The organism is Sporolactobacillus sp. Y61, from assembly GCF_040529185.1.
Lineage (GTDB): Bacteria > Bacillota > Bacilli > Bacillales > Sporolactobacillaceae > Sporolactobacillus.
Window position 1 is genome coordinate 2,847,656 of sequence record NZ_CP159510.1, and the last position, 14,301, is coordinate 2,861,956.

Here is a 14,301-nt window from a genome sequence, read left to right on the forward strand (position 1 = left end):
ATATGAATTTAAGTGAATAAAGAAAAACACATCCACTGGCGCCGCCAGAGCCTCAGTTTTTCTGATTCTTATTCCGCAAAAATACTGTACTTTTCTAAAGTATAACAAAATAAAAGTTCTGAAACAAACACTTTCAGTCGGAGTTGTCCAGATATTTTTTTACGGACTCCGCTACTTTCTGCGGCAGACCGGCTTCCTTCAGTTCTTCACTGCTTGCTTCACGGATTTTTTTTATTGATCCGAACTTGCGCAGTAAAGTCCTTTTACGCTGCCTGCCCACCCCCGGAATATCGTCCAGGACGGAGTGCAGCATTTCTTTCTGACGTACATGACGATGAAATGTAATCGCGAAGCGGTGTACTTCATCCTGAATCCGCTGCAGCAGATAGAAAGCCTGGCTGTTACGGGCAAGCGGAACAATCACGGGAGGCTCTCCGGCAACCAGCTGGGCTGTTCTGTGCCGGTCATCCTTGGCCAGTCCGCAAACCGGGATATAAAGGCCAAATTCATTTTCGAGCACATCGATGGCTGCTGATAACTGGCCTTTTCCCCCATCGATCAGAATCAGATCCGGAAGCACCGCTCCTTCCTTCAGCAGACGGGTATAGCGGCGACGCACCACTTCTTTCATGGTTGCGTAATCATCCGGACCATGGACCGTCTTTACCCGATACTTGCGGTAATCACTTTTCTTTGGACGTCCGTCTTCAAAAACGACCATGGCCGATACCGGATCCGCACCCTGAATATTGGAATTGTCAAAGGTTTCGATTCGATGCGGTGCCGGCATGTCAAGTGCTTCACCAAGCTGTTCTACCGCTCCGGTCGTCCGCTTCTCGTCTTTTTCAATTAATGCGAATTTCTCCCGTAACGCAATCTGGCCGTTCTTGACTGCCATTTGCACAAGATCCTTCTTCCGCCCGCGCTGAGGCTGAAGGACCGTAATACCCAGCATCTGTTCGGCAAGATCGCGGTTGACACGATCCGGTATAAGGACTTCCTTCGGCTTGATATGATTCTGACGAGAGTAGAACTGACCCATAAAAGTCAGGAAATCTTCTTCCGGTTCCTGATAAAAAGGAAACATGGATACCGCCCGTTCGATCAGCTTTCCCTGGCGCATGAAGAATACCTGCACACACATCCAGCCTTTATCATAAGCATAGCCGAATATATCACGGTCATCCATGTCGTTCAATATAATCTTCTGTTTCTCCATCACCGTTTCAATACTTCGGATCTGATCACGGAGTTCTTTTGCTTTTTCGAAATTCAGCTTATCTGCTGCTTCCATCATCTTTTTTTTCAGTTCCCGTTTCACATCCCGATAGCCTCCACCGTTCAGAAAATGGGTAATATCCTCCGACATTTTCCGGTAGGTGCTGGCGGGAATATCATTCACACAGGGAGCGAGACACTGGCCAATGTGATAATACAGACATACTCTTTTTGGCATAATGTGACACTTGCGAAGTGGATAGAGTCGGTCAAGCAGCCGCTTGGTTTCATTCGCCGCGGTCACGTTGGGATAGGGGCCAAAATATTTGCCGCTTCTCCGGTTCACTTTCCTGGTAATAATCAGACGCGGATATTTTTCAGACGTTAATTTGATGTAGGGATAACTTTTGTCATCCTTTAACATGATGTTGTAGTGGGGTTCGTGTTTCTTTATTAAGTTGATCTCAAGCAATAAAGACTCAATTTCTGAAGAAACAACGATGTATTCAAAATCGGCAATGTCCGCCACCAGGCGCTGCGTTTTAGCATCATGCGACCCGCTGAAATACGAATGGACCCGGTTGAAAAGATTTTTTGCCTTTCCGACATAGATGATTTCACCGCGGGCATTCTTCATCAGGTAGCAGCCGGGCTGTTTGGGAAGTAGACTGAGTTTTTCTTTTATTTTCCTGTTTTCCATAACGTGTACATCCTTTACAATCATTCATACAGACCGTTTTTATTATTAGTCACAAGCGCCAGACAATCAACTGTCCGGGCAATGAAAAAAGAGCTATCCTGCCGGACAGCCCTTTTTAATGAATCTTTGTCAGAATAAAACAATCAGCCGACATGCTCGTTAATCCGGTCAACCAATGCTTCTTTAGGTGTGAAGCCGACGATCTTATCCGCAATTTCGCCATCCTTGAACAGGAACATGGTCGGAATGCTCATGACGCCATACTTGCTTGCAGTCGACTGATTTTTGTCGACATCCAGTTTAACGATTTTCACCTTATCTGCTAATTCAGAATCCACTTCTTCAAGAACCGGAGCCATCATTTTGCATGGTCCGCACCATGTAGCCCAAAAATCGGCCAGTACAAGTCCTTTAGACGTTTCATCCGCAAAATTTGCGTCTGTTACCTGACTGATAGCCATTCAAAAAAACCTCCTTAGTTCATTCTTCCACAAAGTATAGCATCTCCGGGCAGGTTATGCCATTATTCAGCTTACGGGTATTTACACTATTTAAACTCGACAACGGTCACGCCACTGCCGCCTTCGCCCTGACTGCCCAGGCGTGCATTCTTAATCCGTGTATTACCTTCAACCAGTCGGGCGACACCCTTTCTCAACGCGCCGGTTCCTTTCCCGTGAATGATTGAAACACGTGGATAACCGGCCAGCATGGCCTCGTCCAGGTATTTCTCCACTTTCCGCATGGCCTCTTCATATCGTGCCCCGCGCAGGTCCAGCTCCGGCTTCACGGTGTCCCCGGCGGTTCTGACATTGACAACAGGGGTCACCTTTTTTTCTTCTTTGATTTTTTTCAGATCATCTGCTGCAACGTTCATCTTCAAAATACCTGCCTGCACCAGGTATTCCCGGCTGTTTATCTTTTCGACAATGTAACCCTCCTGACCGAAACTGAGAATCCTGACGTGATCGCCGGCAGCAAATGCTTCATTATGTTTCTTCACGCGGATTGGGTGCGACGTGCGTTTTTCCGGCTCATCCAGAGCATCCATAGCATGGGAAAGACGCGTTTTTGCATCAATGATCTGGTGCTGCCTGGCTCCTCCTTTTTGCTTGAATTGCCTGAGTTCCTCGATAATTTCTTCTGCCTCATATCGCGCATTTTTCAGTGAACGTTCGGCTTTTTCTCTGGCCTTGTTCAGAATCTGTTCTTTATTACGATCCAGTTCTTTGAGTTTCCTGTTCAGTTCAGAGGTTTTCTCCTCTGCTTCCAGCCTGAGCCGGTGCGCGTTCTCTTCTTCCTTCTCTGCCATCTTGCGATTCTTCTCCAGTGACGCAATCATTTTATCAATCTGGTTGGTTTCCTGGCTGATTCTCTCTCGCGCTTCGTCAATAATTTCGCCTGGCAGTCCAAGCTTTTTTGAAATTTCAAAGGCATTACTTCGCCCCGGTACGCCCAGAAGCAGCCGATAGGTCGGACTAAGGGTTTCAACATTAAATTCAACACTGGCATTCATCACACCCTGGCGTTCATAGGCGTATGCTTTCAGTTCACTGTAATGCGTGGTACAGACGATCGTTGCGCCGCGGCCTAGGGCTGCATCCAGAATGGCAATGGACAAAGCTGCCCCTTCCTGAGGATCTGTTCCCGCGCCCAGTTCATCAAAAAGCACCAGACTTTGATCATCCAGTTCTTTTAAGATATCGACAATGTTCGTCATATGCGAGGAGAACGTACTGAGACTCTGCTCGATCGACTGTTCATCACCGATATCAGCAAATATTTTCCGAAAAACACTGACTTCAGATCCTTCATCCGCAGGAATCTGTAACCCGGATTGTGCCATTAATGTGATCAGCCCCGTGGTTTTCAGGGATACCGTCTTGCCGCCTGTATTCGGTCCGGTAATAATCAGAGCATGCGTGTGTTCATCAAAAATAACATCAATCGGCACGACGCGGTCAGCCGGAATCAGAGGATGACGGGCTTTTTTTAATCTGATCTGTCCACTGTCATTGAGTTTCGGTCGTGTCCCCCTCATCTGATGACCATATGACGCCTTCGCAAAAATAAAGTCCAGACGGGCAAGCCGTTCAACATCCTCCAGCATCTCATCTGCAGATTCAGCTGCTTCACCCGTGAGCACGCGCAGGATACGTTCAATCTCATGACGTTCTTTTGCTTTTGCTTCGCTTAACTGATTATTCAGATCGACAATGGCCTGCGGTTCTATAAAAAAGGTTGCTCCGGAAGCGGACTGATCATGCACGATTCCGCCAAACGACCCGCGGTATTCCTGTTTCACCGGGATCACCTGCCTGTCGTTGCGGATGGTAATAATCGCTTCGGACAGCATTCGGCCGCTGGACCGGACGATGTTGTCCAGCTTCTGCTTGACGCGGCCGTCACAGGTGCGGATCTGCGCGCGAATATGACGGAGCGCCGGACTGGCTGAGTCCATGACACCCCCCTGGTCGTCTATCGCACTCCGGATACGCCTTTCCAGTCCCCCGGGCACGCTCATTTCACCCGCAAGTCGGGACAGGACAGGCAGTTCAAGCTCTTTCTCATCCACCAGATCAAGAATGAATTTCTTCATGATCCGTGTACCACGAACAGTATCAGCAATATCGATCAGTTCTTTTGCCTGAAGCATGCCACCGATTTTTGAACGTTTCAGAGCCGGACGAATATCTGTGATCCCGCCAAAAGGCACGGAACCTTTTAAGCGCAGAACAGTCGCTCCTTCATCTGTTTCTTCCTGAAGTTTCTCCACTTCCTCCTGAACACCGGACGGCCTGAGTTGCGCAATCCGGCTTTTTCCCAGCGAAGACGCCGTATAGTTCATGAGCTGTTGTTTAATTTTGTTATACTCCAAAGATTTTAAAGCATGTTCATTCAAGGTACGCATCTCCCAGTATGAGGATGATCATACGGTTTTACCGTTTTTTATAAATGTGGTGAATTCTTCTTTTGTCATGGTATTGATGACTGTTTCCGGCGAATCCATCCCCGTACGGCGGTGCTGACGCCAAGTGCCATATCATCCATCATTTTTTTCGAATGGCTGTCCGTGTCGATTGCAATGCGTACGCCTGCCGCCTGCGCTTTCCTTACCCATTTCGCCGACAGGTCAAGCCGCCTGCGATTACTGTTCAGCTCCAGCACGGTGCCTGTCTCTGCCGCCATGTCGATCAGCCGGTCGACATCTGCAGCGTAACCGGGGCGTTTGCCCAGCAAACGGCCGGTCGGGTGTGCGATCAGACGGACGTAAGGATTGTTACAGGCTGCTTCCATCCGTTTCATAATCTGATCCGTGCTTTGCGAAAAAGCCGTATGAATCGATGCAATCACAAAGTCCAGCTGTTTTAAAAGCTCGTCGGAGAAGTCCAGAGTTCCGTCCGGCAGAATGTCCATCTCTGTTCCGGAAAACAAGGTAAAATCATTGAAAAGGGCATTAACACGGGCCACTTCTTCCTGTTGTTTCAGGAGCCGGTATTCGGATAAACCGGAAGCCACACGCAGGGATTTTGAATGATCTGTTAAACAGGCATAGGCGTATCCTTTTGCCCGCATTGCCTCAGCCATTTCCTGGATCGTATAGGATCCGTCACTCCAGGCAGAGTGCATATGCAGGTCACCTTTTATATCAGACAGTTTCAGTAAACCAAGCGGAGCCTGACCGGCCCGCTCAACTTCCTCCGTCCCTTCCCTGACCTCCGGGGGAATCTCATACAGCCCGAAATGGCCGTAGAAATCTGCTTCACTGGAAAAAGTGCGGATTTTTCCGTTATCCGTCTTTACCCCGTACTCACTGATTCTTTCGTCACGTTCTTTGGCCAGATGGCGCATCAGAATGTTATGTTCCCTGGATCCGGTAAAGTGATTTAATGTCGTTATATAAGCAGCGGGGGAAGCAAAACGAAAGTCAACCGAGGTATGATATCTGTCTTCGAGTGTCACCGTCATTTTTGCTTCCCCGCGACCGACGACATCATGGACGGGCAGGGCATCCAGCACATGGTCAGCTGCTTGATCAGGAGTTTCTGTCTCCAGTACAAAATCAAGATCTTTCATGTATTCTTTTGCCCGGCGGAGACTGCCCGCACATGAAAAACGGCTGATTTCCTCCACCTGAGTCAGTACCTCATCAATTTGTTCGGCAAGACCGGCCATATAGGAGATCGGTAAAACATCAGGACGTTGATTTATATCATTCATCGCTTTCAGCAATTTTCTTTCCGTTTTTTCACCGAATCCGGCCAGTGCACGTACCTGTCCGCTTTCACAGGCTTTCCGGAGTTCTATTGGACCGGTTACACCGAGCTCTCGATACAACTTTCCGATTTTTTTGCCGCCAAGCCCGGGAATAGCCACAAGTTCAAGCAGGCCTGGGGGTGTTTCTTCCTGAAGGGTCTGCAGCCGGGCCGACTTACCCGTCGCGACCAGTTCTTCTATCACCTGAGCGATTGCGACTCCGATTCCTTTGATTTTACTGAAATCGTCAATTCCTGAAAGAGACCGCTGATCGGTTTCCAGTGCCTGCCCGGCCTGGCGATAAGCGGCAATTTTAAATGGATTTTCTCCCTGTATTTCCATGTACAGAGCCATTCTGTCCAGTTGATCAATAAGCTGCTTTTTATTCATCACTATCCCTCTTGGTCAGTGGAGTTCAGCAAATGCCACCCACAACTCCCTGAATATTTTTGAAAAAACCGGTGTATGTCCGATCATCGACCCGGCAAGCGAAGAACTGTCAATGGCCGACTGAATGCCCGCGACCGGTGTCAGCGCTCCCGCATAAAGCAGCAGAAAAATAATGAGATAAATTTCTGCAAATCCAAGAACCCCTCCCGATAAATGGTTGACTGAACGAATCAGAGGAAGTTCTGCCAGAAAATCAAGCATATGGCCGAAAACAGAGACAATAATTTTCGTCCCGATAAACAGGATGACAAAGGCGATTGCCCGATAATAGGCAGTCTGCAGATCAACATCTCCGAACATGCGGAACATATCACTGTCGGCAGCAGAAGAAGGGAACGGAATCCAGAACTTCAGCACCGGTGCCAGTTGTTTAAAATACAAAATGGCGACAATATAAGCAATAATGAAACCGGCCAGATGAACAAGCTGAAGGACGAGCCCGCGCCGGAATCCCATAAAAAATCCTGAAGCAAGAAGCAGCAGGATAATCACTGTCAGTAGCATAAAATGATCCCATCTTTCCTGTATCTCTTTTCAAAAATAACAATCAGAATCAGTATAGACAGTCTGGAGCTCTCTGAAACACGGGGAGATCACAAACCGGCTTTATTCGTATTTATCATATCAGAAACTGGATCATTAGAGAAGGTAAAAGGACTCATGCATCCGGCATGGATAGTCAGATGACCGTACCCCTGCAAAAAGCCGATGCTTCCCCTTTTCAGAGGAGCACCGGCTGTGAAACAGATGTCATCCGCGTAGTTCTGCACCGCATTCTTTCGCTACAGCATCAATGATTTTCCCGTGCACTTTATTGACTTCATCGTCGGTCAATGTGCGTTCCGGATCGTAGTAAACAAGCGAGAAGGCCATGGATTTCTCATCTTCCGCGACATGGCTGCCTTCATAAATATCAAACAGCCTGATTGACTGCAGAAGCGGTCCGCCATTTTCGCGGATCACCCGATACAGATCCGCGGCAGGAACAGAGCGTTTCATGACAAGAGCTATATCACGGGAAACAGAGGGGAAACGCGGCAGCCCTGAATAAGTGATCTCAGGTTGTTCACGGCGCAGGATCTGTTCAATCGCAATTTCGAAAACATAGGTTGCCCGAATGCCGAGATCTTTCTGGACTTCAGGATGGATAGCGCCGACATAACCGATCACTTTCTGATCCAGCAGTATATCTGCCGTCTGCCCGGGATGCATGCCAGGCCGTTTTACAGGTTTAAACGTCACGCTTTCCGACAGGGCGAGTGAATCGAATAAGGATTCAACAACCCCTTTTGCTGTAAAGAAATCAGCAGATTGTGCATCATCTTCCCAGCTTTTTTCAGAAACCGTACCCGTAATCGCGCCCGCCAGATGTTCTTCTTCATCGGGGCGCGCCTTCCCCGGTTTTGGCAAAAATACTTTCCCCATTTCGTAGAGAGCAACATCATGCATCTGACGGTTCAGATGATATTTAACCGCGTCCAGCAGCTGTGGAACGATACTCTGCCGAAGTACGGCATGTTCCTCACTCATCGGCCAGATGACTTTAACCGGCTGTGCTTCTGAATGATTTATAGAAAAAGCCGAAGCATGTTCCGCCGTTGTCAGGGAGTAAGTAAACGCCTGATAAAATCCTGCATTTTCCATGAATTGTTCGGTACGCCGGCAGAGTTTCTGGTAACCGGTCAGTCCGGCGTGAACTGAAGATCCTTCAGGAAGAGTCGCTGGAATCCGATTATAGCCATACAGCCTCCCGACTTCTTCAATGAGATCTTCCGGGATGGAGACATCAAAGCGTCGTGTCGGTACGGTCACGTGAATGATTTCTCCCTCTGTTTCTATTCCAAATCCTAATCGTTTCAATATACCCTCTATGAGGCCGGGTGAGAGTGAAGTGCCGAGTACATCATTGATTTTCTGCCAGCGCATCGTAATGACGGTTTCCGGAACGGTTCGCGCTCCTTGTTCCACGATCCCTTTCAGGACGTGCGCGGAAGCATAGTGCGTCAGGAGCTCTGCCGCCCGGTCGGCGGCAAGAGTCACACGGTTTCTGTCGACGCCTTTTTCATAACGGCTGCTCGCATCTGTTCGCATTTGAAGACGCTGCGCTGTCTTTCTGATCGACATGGGATCAAAAACCGCCGCTTCAAGCAATACCTTTTTCGTTGATGACGTCACTTCTGAACTTTCTCCGCCCATCACCCCGGCAACAGCTTCCGCCTTCTTACCGTTTGTGATCACAATATCTTTCGGAGTCAGTTTCCTCTTCTGGCTGTCAAGTGTCTGCATGATTTCGTTCTGCCCGGCGAGCCGGACGAGCACATGATCCGATCCAAAGGCATCAAGATCAAAGGTGTGCAGTGGCTGTCCGTACTCGATCATGACATAATTTGCGATATCGACCACATTATTGATTGGGCGGACACCTGAGGCGATCAGTCGGAGCTGCATCCAGCGTGGTGACGGGCCAACTGTGATCCCCTCAATCAGACGTGCACCGTAATAAGGGACCAAATCACCAGTTTCTACAGTGACGGAAATTTTATCAGCAGCCGCCTTGCCGGTTTCATGCGGATCCGGTTTGCTGATATGGAGCGGCCGATCGAGTATGGCAGCGACCTCATGCGCAACCCCGATCATGTTCATACAGTGGGCACTGTTGACAAGAATATCCAGATCAAGGATCGCATCATCCAGATTCAGATAAGGCAGGGCATCAGCTCCTGTCGGTACATCCTCATCAAATACAAAAATGCCCTCCGCGTGAGGAGCAAGTGCTTCATCAATACCCAGTTCAGACAGGGCACAGATCATTCCGTCAGATTCTTCGCCGCGAAATTCCGTCTTCCCGATCTGTACATCTCCCCCAATCTGTGCGCCGGCCTTTGCAACCGGCACCTTCTGGCCCGCAGCAACATTCGGGGCACCGCAGACAATCTGAACCGTTTCTGTTCCAATGTCTACCCGGCACAGCTTCAGATGATCCGATTCAGGATGTGGTTCGCATGATAAAATCCTGCCAGCCACAATCCCTTTCAGCCCCTTCCCCGGATAGCTCAGATGTTCGACCTCAATACCTGAATTTGTGATCCTGTCGGCGAGTTCTTCCGGACTGATGCCGTCAAGATCCACATAATCGTTTAACCATTTATAAGAAACCAGCATATTCCTGTTACTCCCCTCTCATGCCCTCTTGAATTGTTTCAGAAACCGGATGTCGTTTGTGTAAAAGTGCCTGATATCTTCAATGCCATATTTCAGCATGGCAATGCGTTCCGGACCCATACCGAAAGCAAAACCCGTGTATGCAGTCGGGTCAAAGCCCGACATCCGGAGAACATTCGGATGAACCATGCCTGCGCCAAGGATTTCAATCCAGCCCGTACCTTTGCAGACCGGGCAACCCTGTCCACCGCACCGGAAGCAGGAAATATCCATTTCCACCGAGGGTTCAGTAAATGGGAAAAAGCTTGGGCGAAGCCGGATTTCCCGTTCCGGTCCGAATATATGCCTGGCAAAAACGGTAAGTACCCCCTTCAGATCGCTCAGCCTGACATGGTGGTCAACATAAAGACCTTCAATCTGCATGAACTGGTGAGAGTGCGTCGCATCATCCGTGTCACGGCGGTAAACTTTGCCTGGACAGATAATCTTTACCGGCCCTTTTCCTTTATGCGCCTCAAGCGTTCTTGCCTGCATCGGTGAGGTATGTGTCCGCATCAGAATCTCATCGGTAATATAAAAGGAATCCTGCATGTCACGTGCCGGGTGATCTTTAGGCAGATTCAGTGCTTCGAAGTTATAATAATCTTCTTCAACTTCAGGTCCCTCGGCTACAGAGAATCCAAGTCCGATAAACAGATTCTCTACTTCGCGGATCACCGATGCCAACAGATGATGCCCTCCTGTCCGAACCCTTCTTCCCGGCAGAGTGACGTCAATTTTCTCCCGATCCAGTTTCTGTTCGAGAAGAGCTTTTTCAATTTCCGCTTTCTTTTGATCAATCCCTTCTGCGATCACCTTACGGACATCATTCGCCAGCTGACCGACGACCGGCCGTTCTTCTTTCGAAAGCTTTCCCATCCCTTTCAGCACTTCGGTAATCGGTCCTTTTTTCCCCAGAAAACGTACATGAATCTCCTGGAGCTTTTTCAGATTATCTGCAGATGAAATGCTGTCCAGCGCTTTTCTCCGCAGTTCAATCAGTTTGTCCTTTAGCATGCTCTGTTCCATCCCTTCCTGTATTTTCGTATCTGATGCATAAAAAAAGCTCCGTCCCTGAAAAGGGACGAAGCGTCGCGGTACCACCCTTGTTGACAATAATGTAAAAACTACTGTCCACTCAACTATCCTGTAACGACGATCAGCCGGCGCGTCCTTGGCTTTATCAGCGTTCAGACGGCAGCTCCGGAGTGAATTCGTCCTGTCCGTTTCGCAAACGCGCTTCCAGTCGATGACGCATTATCCCTGGGCGGCGGTACAGGAGTACTGCTCTCCATCACAGCTTTTTATTTAAATGTGATTCATTAAATATCCTGCGTTTTTTTGTCGTATATGGATAGTATAGGCATTTTATTTTGAATGTGCAAGTCCTTCCACGTCCAGCCAGTACAGAAGAATACCTGCCGCCACGGCAACATTCATCGATTCGGCGCGCCCGGCCATCGGTATTTTCACTTTCAGGTCTGCTTCGGCAAGCAGTTCGGGGCTTGCGCCATTCCCCTCATTTCCGACAATCAGTCCAAAAGGCTTTTCCCGAACTTTCTTCTGTGACATATCTTCGCCCTGAAGTGAGGAACCGTACACCGGGATGCCCTGCCCTTTCAACTCCGCCACCACGTGAAAAAGATTCTGATGAAGCACCGGCAGATGAAAATGTGAGCCCTGAGCTGAGCGCAGCGTTTTGCTGTTATACCCGTCTACGGTTCCTTCACCTAAGAACACGGCGTCGATCCCGAACGCATCAGCGGTTCGAATCAAAGTACCGAGATTCCCCGGATCCTGAACACCATCAACCAGCAGGTAACGGCCCTGATCGATGGATACATCAGGATGCGCCATCCTGCATACCCCGATAATCCCCTGCGGCTTCTCAGTATCGGAAAGCTCAGTAAAAATTTTATGCGTCACCTGATAAACCTCAACGCCATCCAGCGGCCAGTCCGCAGGAAGATGGAACGCTTCATCAATTAGAACTGTATTTAATAAGTGGCGGGCAGACAGGGCGGCTTCCTGAACAAGATGCGGCCCTTCAATCAAATAAGCCTGCTCACGTTCCCGCCATTTCTTCAATTTTAATTTTTTCCACCGTCTGACTTTCTCATTTTGCATGGATACCATTCTTCTCAAATACAAGAACTCCTTCTGGTCTGCATAATCTGCCTGACATTATCCATACTATACCATATTGTCAGAAATGAATGCCTGAGGAAAGGAGAGAATAAAATGGATCTTGATATTCGTCGTGCCGTGATGCATAACCTGTCCGGAGATAACAAAGAACAGCTTCAGGAGACGATCGTCGACGCCATACGTAAGGGTGAGGAAAAGATGCTCCCGGGTCTCGGCGTTCTGCTTGAAGTCATCTGGAATAAATCGGATGCATCCTTTCGAGATCAGATGCTGACGCGACTGGAACAGGGCGTTTAATACGGAAAAAGATCGGAAAGGATACCTTTCCGATCTTTCACATTCATCAACAAATCAGGCTTCTTTCCGCAACGATTCCCGTTTCTCAATAGCATCACATAGTTCATTTAAATAAGAAATAGTGTCTTCAACACGGTCCAGACGCTGTCTGATTTTCAGAAACAATTCAGTAATAGTCAGCTGTTCGGTAAGCACGATGTCATCGCTCCCTGTATCAAAAATAGATTTTGCGGATCCGTGACTTGTTACCCGCTTACTTATAAAAACAGCATATCATCTATGATCGATTGTTTCATATTTTGTTCACTATATTCACATGAACGGGCTTTTTCCCATTTTCACACGGTTAAATCAAAATAGAGTCCAGGCTCAGTGATTCATCCCACCACTGAAGTGGCGAGTATGCTCACTGAGATTCTAATAAAAATCAGTATACCTCCTCAGCCATCCGACCGATCTTCTCTTCCATCCTCCGCCCCCTGGCTGATTCAGTGCACGTAAGGTATGATAGATTTATCCTTTATAGTCGGAGTCTGACCATGATGAAAATTGCAATCTGTGATGATGACAAAACGCAGTGTGACTATCTGACCTCGCTTGTGAACAAGTGGGCGTCAAATAACCGAATCCATGCTATTACTGAAAATTTCATATCCGCCGGGGCCTTTCTTTTTTCCTGGAGCAAAGATAAAAGTTATGACGTACTGCTCCTCGATATTCAGATGCCGGGGCTGAACGGCATGGAGCTCGCCAGAACCATCCGCAAATGCGACGAATCACTGGCCATCATTTTCATCACCGGCTACTCGGATTATATGGATGAGGGTTATGAAGTCTCAGCCCTGCATTATCTGATGAAGCCGGTAAAAGAGGAGAAACTCTACTCCTGCCTCAATCGGGCTTCGAAGAGAAACAAAACCAAGCCGAAAGTCATACTGGTTGAATCGGGCGGAGAAATGCAGCGGATCCCGCAGAACGAGATCGTCTGCGCGGAAGCCTTCGCCCATACCCTGGACATGACGACGACGAACCAGCACCTTCGAGTAAATATGAGCATCGAAAATCTTGAAAAAATGCTGGATCCCGGCACCTTTTTCCGCCCGCATCGCTCCTATTTAGTCGGTTTACGTTTCATCCGTAGATTTGGAAAGAATGAAATGATCCTCGACAACGGGAGGCAGATTCCGGTGAGCAGACGCTGCTATAAGGCGGCGAATCAGGCTTTTATTGATTTTTTCAGGGGGTCTGGAAGATGATTTATCTGTGGTTGTTGGTCCCTCTCGGCATAGCCGCATTCGCTTACGGCCTGTATTTCTTTATTCGGCTGGCTATTTCTAAACATATTGATCAACGCGTTGCCGGCTATCAGAATGATCTTTTGGTCAAGCACTACGAAGAAGTTCAGAACATCTATATGAAAATGCGCGGCTGGCGGCACGACTATCACAATCATATTCAGGCGATGAAAGCACATCTGGCCATGAACCAGCTGGATGAGCTGAAAGATTATCTGGACAGGCTTGATAACGACCTGGAGACCGTGGATACGGTCATCAAGACCGGAAACATCCGTCTGGACGCCATCCTCAACAGCAAACTCTCCTTAATGGCTGCCCGTAAAATCAGGGTTAACGCCAAAGCACAGGTCCCCGCCGTCCTTACGGTCAATGAATATGACCTGTGCAGCATCATCGGCAACCTGCTTGACAACGCAATGGAAGGCTGCGAAAAAGTGCCGCGGATTAATGACCGATTTATCCGAATCTACATTGGGGTGTTCAAACAGCAGCTATACCTGTCCGTCACCAATTCTGCCGGCGAACTGAATAAAGTCAGAACCGGGCGGTATCTTACGACGAAAGGCAGCGGACACGGATACGGTCTGAAACGCATCGACACCCTCATCAGGAAGTACGGCGGCTACCTTAACCGACAGAATGAACCCGGCGTCTTTGCGACGGAGATTATGTTGCCACTGTGAATTTATAAACCATTCGTGCGCGAATCGATACCGTTCGTGCGCTTTTTTA

12 protein-coding genes are annotated in these 14,301 nt (G+C 48.5%); 3 read left to right on the top strand and 9 right to left on the bottom strand.

Annotation, left to right across the window (positions count from 1 at the left end; all coding sequences use genetic code 11):
* Positions 1–133 precede the first annotated feature (133 nt).
* The 8 genes from uvrC to ABNN70_RS13700 form a co-directional block, all read right to left on the bottom strand.
* Positions 134–1,918, bottom strand: a complete 1,785-nt coding sequence (gene uvrC / locus ABNN70_RS13665; RefSeq protein ID WP_129928186.1) for an excinuclease ABC subunit UvrC — start codon at positions 1,916–1,918, stop codon at positions 134–136.
* A gap of 143 nt (positions 1,919–2,061) precedes the next feature.
* Positions 2,062–2,379 (bottom strand): thioredoxin, encoded by a 318-nt coding sequence (gene trxA / locus ABNN70_RS13670; RefSeq protein WP_129928185.1) that lies wholly within the window; start codon positions 2,377–2,379, stop codon positions 2,062–2,064.
* 86 nt (positions 2,380–2,465) lie between these two features.
* The gene (locus tag ABNN70_RS13675; RefSeq protein ID WP_353948103.1) at positions 2,466–4,820 is read right to left on the bottom strand and encodes an endonuclease MutS2; all 2,355 of its coding nucleotides are present in this window, start codon (positions 4,818–4,820) and stop codon (positions 2,466–2,468) included.
* Between the two features lie 74 nt (positions 4,821–4,894).
* Positions 4,895–6,565 carry a DNA polymerase/3'-5' exonuclease PolX gene (gene polX, locus ABNN70_RS13680; protein WP_353948104.1) on the bottom strand — a complete coding sequence of 557 codons (1,671 nt, stop codon included), beginning with the start codon at positions 6,563–6,565 and terminating at the stop codon, positions 4,895–4,897.
* A gap of 15 nt (positions 6,566–6,580) precedes the next feature.
* Complete coding sequence (locus tag ABNN70_RS13685) at positions 6,581–7,129, bottom strand: CvpA family protein (protein ID WP_129928181.1); 549 nt, start codon at positions 7,127–7,129, stop codon at positions 6,581–6,583.
* A gap of 246 nt (positions 7,130–7,375) precedes the next feature.
* The gene (gene pheT / locus ABNN70_RS13690) at positions 7,376–9,787 is read right to left on the bottom strand and encodes a phenylalanine--tRNA ligase subunit beta (RefSeq protein WP_353948105.1); all 2,412 of its coding nucleotides are present in this window, start codon (positions 9,785–9,787) and stop codon (positions 7,376–7,378) included.
* 18 nt (positions 9,788–9,805) lie between these two features.
* Positions 9,806–10,843, bottom strand: coding sequence for a phenylalanine--tRNA ligase subunit alpha (gene pheS / locus ABNN70_RS13695; protein ID WP_353948106.1), 1,038 nt, complete (start codon positions 10,841–10,843; stop codon positions 9,806–9,808).
* 351 nt (positions 10,844–11,194) lie between these two features.
* Complete coding sequence (locus ABNN70_RS13700) at positions 11,195–11,962, bottom strand: RNA methyltransferase (RefSeq protein ID WP_129928320.1); 768 nt, start codon at positions 11,960–11,962, stop codon at positions 11,195–11,197.
* Positions 11,963–12,067: 105 nt separating this feature from the next.
* On the opposite strand from ABNN70_RS13700, the gene sspI reads away from it, so the two are divergent.
* Entirely contained in the window at positions 12,068–12,271 is a 204-nt protein-coding gene (gene sspI / locus ABNN70_RS13705; protein WP_129928177.1) for a small acid-soluble spore protein SspI, read from the top strand.
* Positions 12,272–12,325: 54 nt separating this feature from the next.
* Here the strand turns inward: sspI and ABNN70_RS13710 are convergent, their stop codons facing one another.
* Entirely contained in the window at positions 12,326–12,466 is a 141-nt protein-coding gene (locus ABNN70_RS13710) for a hypothetical protein (RefSeq protein WP_165364203.1), read from the bottom strand.
* Positions 12,467–12,810: 344 nt separating this feature from the next.
* Here ABNN70_RS13710 and ABNN70_RS13715 point away from each other — a divergent pair, with 344 nt between their 5' ends.
* Positions 12,811–13,527, top strand: coding sequence for a LytTR family DNA-binding domain-containing protein (locus tag ABNN70_RS13715; protein ID WP_353948107.1), 717 nt, complete (start codon positions 12,811–12,813; stop codon positions 13,525–13,527).
* Positions 13,524–14,252 (top strand): GHKL domain-containing protein, encoded by a 729-nt coding sequence (locus ABNN70_RS13720; protein ID WP_353948108.1) that lies wholly within the window; start codon positions 13,524–13,526, stop codon positions 14,250–14,252. The genes ABNN70_RS13715 and ABNN70_RS13720 overlap by 4 nt, the downstream gene beginning before the upstream one ends.
* Positions 14,253–14,301: the final 49 nt, after the last annotated feature.

Coding starts and splice junctions, on each gene's coding strand:
- uvrC (WP_129928186.1), bottom strand. CDS start 1,918: ATGGAAAACAGGAAAATAAAAGAAAAACTCAGTCTACTTCCCAAACAG.
- trxA (WP_129928185.1), bottom strand. CDS start 2,379: ATGGCTATCAGTCAGGTAACAGACGCAAATTTTGCGGATGAAACGTCT.
- polX (WP_353948104.1), bottom strand. CDS start 6,565: ATGAATAAAAAGCAGCTTATTGATCAACTGGACAGAATGGCTCTGTAC.
- ABNN70_RS13685 (WP_129928181.1), bottom strand. CDS start 7,129: ATGCTACTGACAGTGATTATCCTGCTGCTTCTTGCTTCAGGATTTTTT.
- pheT (WP_353948105.1), bottom strand. CDS start 9,787: ATGCTGGTTTCTTATAAATGGTTAAACGATTATGTGGATCTTGACGGC.
- pheS (WP_353948106.1), bottom strand. CDS start 10,843: ATGCTAAAGGACAAACTGATTGAACTGCGGAGAAAAGCGCTGGACAGC.
- ABNN70_RS13700 (WP_129928320.1), bottom strand. CDS start 11,962: ATGGTATCCATGCAAAATGAGAAAGTCAGACGGTGGAAAAAATTAAAA.
- sspI (WP_129928177.1), top strand. CDS start 12,068: ATGGATCTTGATATTCGTCGTGCCGTGATGCATAACCTGTCCGGAGAT.
- ABNN70_RS13715 (WP_353948107.1), top strand. CDS start 12,811: ATGATGAAAATTGCAATCTGTGATGATGACAAAACGCAGTGTGACTAT.
- ABNN70_RS13720 (WP_353948108.1), top strand. CDS start 13,524: ATGATTTATCTGTGGTTGTTGGTCCCTCTCGGCATAGCCGCATTCGCT.